The organism is Streptomyces sp. NPDC037054 (assembly GCF_055606745.1).
Window position 1 is genome coordinate 1 of the sequence record NZ_JBVJSJ010000036.1, and the last position, 1409, is coordinate 1409.

General features: G+C 66.6%; 1 protein-coding gene. It reads right to left on the reverse strand.

The genetic code is table 11. The annotated features are described in order from the left end of the window. Positions 1-167: 167 nt before the first annotated feature. The gene (locus ACZ7D7_RS33945; protein ID WP_470829399.1) at positions 168-1352 is read right to left on the reverse strand and encodes an IS701 family transposase; all 1185 of its coding nucleotides are present in this window, start codon (positions 1350-1352) and stop codon (positions 168-170) included. Positions 1353-1409 lie beyond the last annotated feature (57 nt).

Here is a 1409-nt window from a genome sequence, read left to right on the forward strand (position 1 = left end):
CCTAGTACTGCAACGGTGCTTGTTCTGAGTGCTGGGCAGTTTTCAGGGGCTGTGTCCGCGTCGTTTGTAGTGGCTGATGCGGGCTTGGTGCTGGCGTCGTCGGCGCCAGGTTGACCAGTGCAGGATGTGGTCGACTGGGGTGGGGCGGCGGTTGGCGAGGCGGGTGATCAGGCGTCGGATTTCGGCGAGGCTGAAGTGGATGAGCTGGGAGGATCCGTTTCTGCTTTCTCCGTGTCCAGCTCCCGGGCCCGCAGAACGGTCAGGCAGGCGTGGGCGGCCATGGCCAGGGTCATGTGGCGGTGCCAGCCGGGATAGCGGCGGACCTGGTAGTCGTCCAGGCCGCATTCCTGCTTCGCGGTCTGGAAGCATTCCTCCACCGCCCAGCGGCTGCCCGCGATGCGGATCAGCTCGTCCAGCGTGGTCCCGGCGGGACAGTAGGCGATGTAGTAGGAGATCTCCTCGGGCCTGCTCACGCTGCGGCGGGCGAGGACCCAGTGCCGGCGGTCCTCGCGGTGCCAGGGCCGCACCTCGACGCGGGCCCAGTCGTAGATCCGCCGGCCGTGAGCTCCTTCGCCGCAGGAACGGCGTTTCCACTTCTGCCGCGGCAGGCCGGGAAACAGATCGTGGACGGGGTGATCGACGGACCATCGGGTGACAACCGTGTCGTGCCGGGTGGTGGCCATGACGTGGAAGACGTCCGCCTGCTCCAGCTCGAACCGCCAGCCCTTGCTGAAGCCGTAGGCGGCATCGGCCGTCACCCAGCCAAACGGAATCTTCTCGGCGATGGCCCTGCGGACCATCGCCTTGGCCATGGCCACCTTCGTCTCGAAGCCGACCGTGTCGTCGATGCCCGCCCGCCGGCACCGTTCCCGGTCGTCCGTCCAGGACGTGGGCAGATACAACCGCCGGTCGATCAGCGTGCGTCCGCGATCTGTGGCGTAGGCGAGGAACACGCCGATCTGGCAGTTCTCGGTGCGGCCCGCGGTGCCGGAGTACTGCCGCTGCACACCGGCCGAACGGACGCCCTTCTTCAGGAAACCGGTGTCATCGACGATCAGGACGGCATCCCGGTCTCCGAGGTGTTCGACGACGTAGTCGCGCACATCGTCCAGGACCTCATCAGCATCCCACTCGATCCGGTTCAGCAGCCGGTGGATGCGATCGGGACCCGCGTGCCCGGCCTCCTCCGCCAGCGTCCAGCCGTTCTTGCGCTGCAAGGGAGCGATCAGCCCACGCATGTAAGCCAGCGCCGACTGACGCGGCTCCTCCCGGTTGAACCGGTGCACGAACCGCTCATGCAGAGCGTCCAGTTCACCGGCCCACAGCATGACACCAGCAAGGTCCCCACCCATAACCACACCAACGACTGAGCTGGCCAGCAGTCACGGCAAAGACCGTTGCAGTACTAG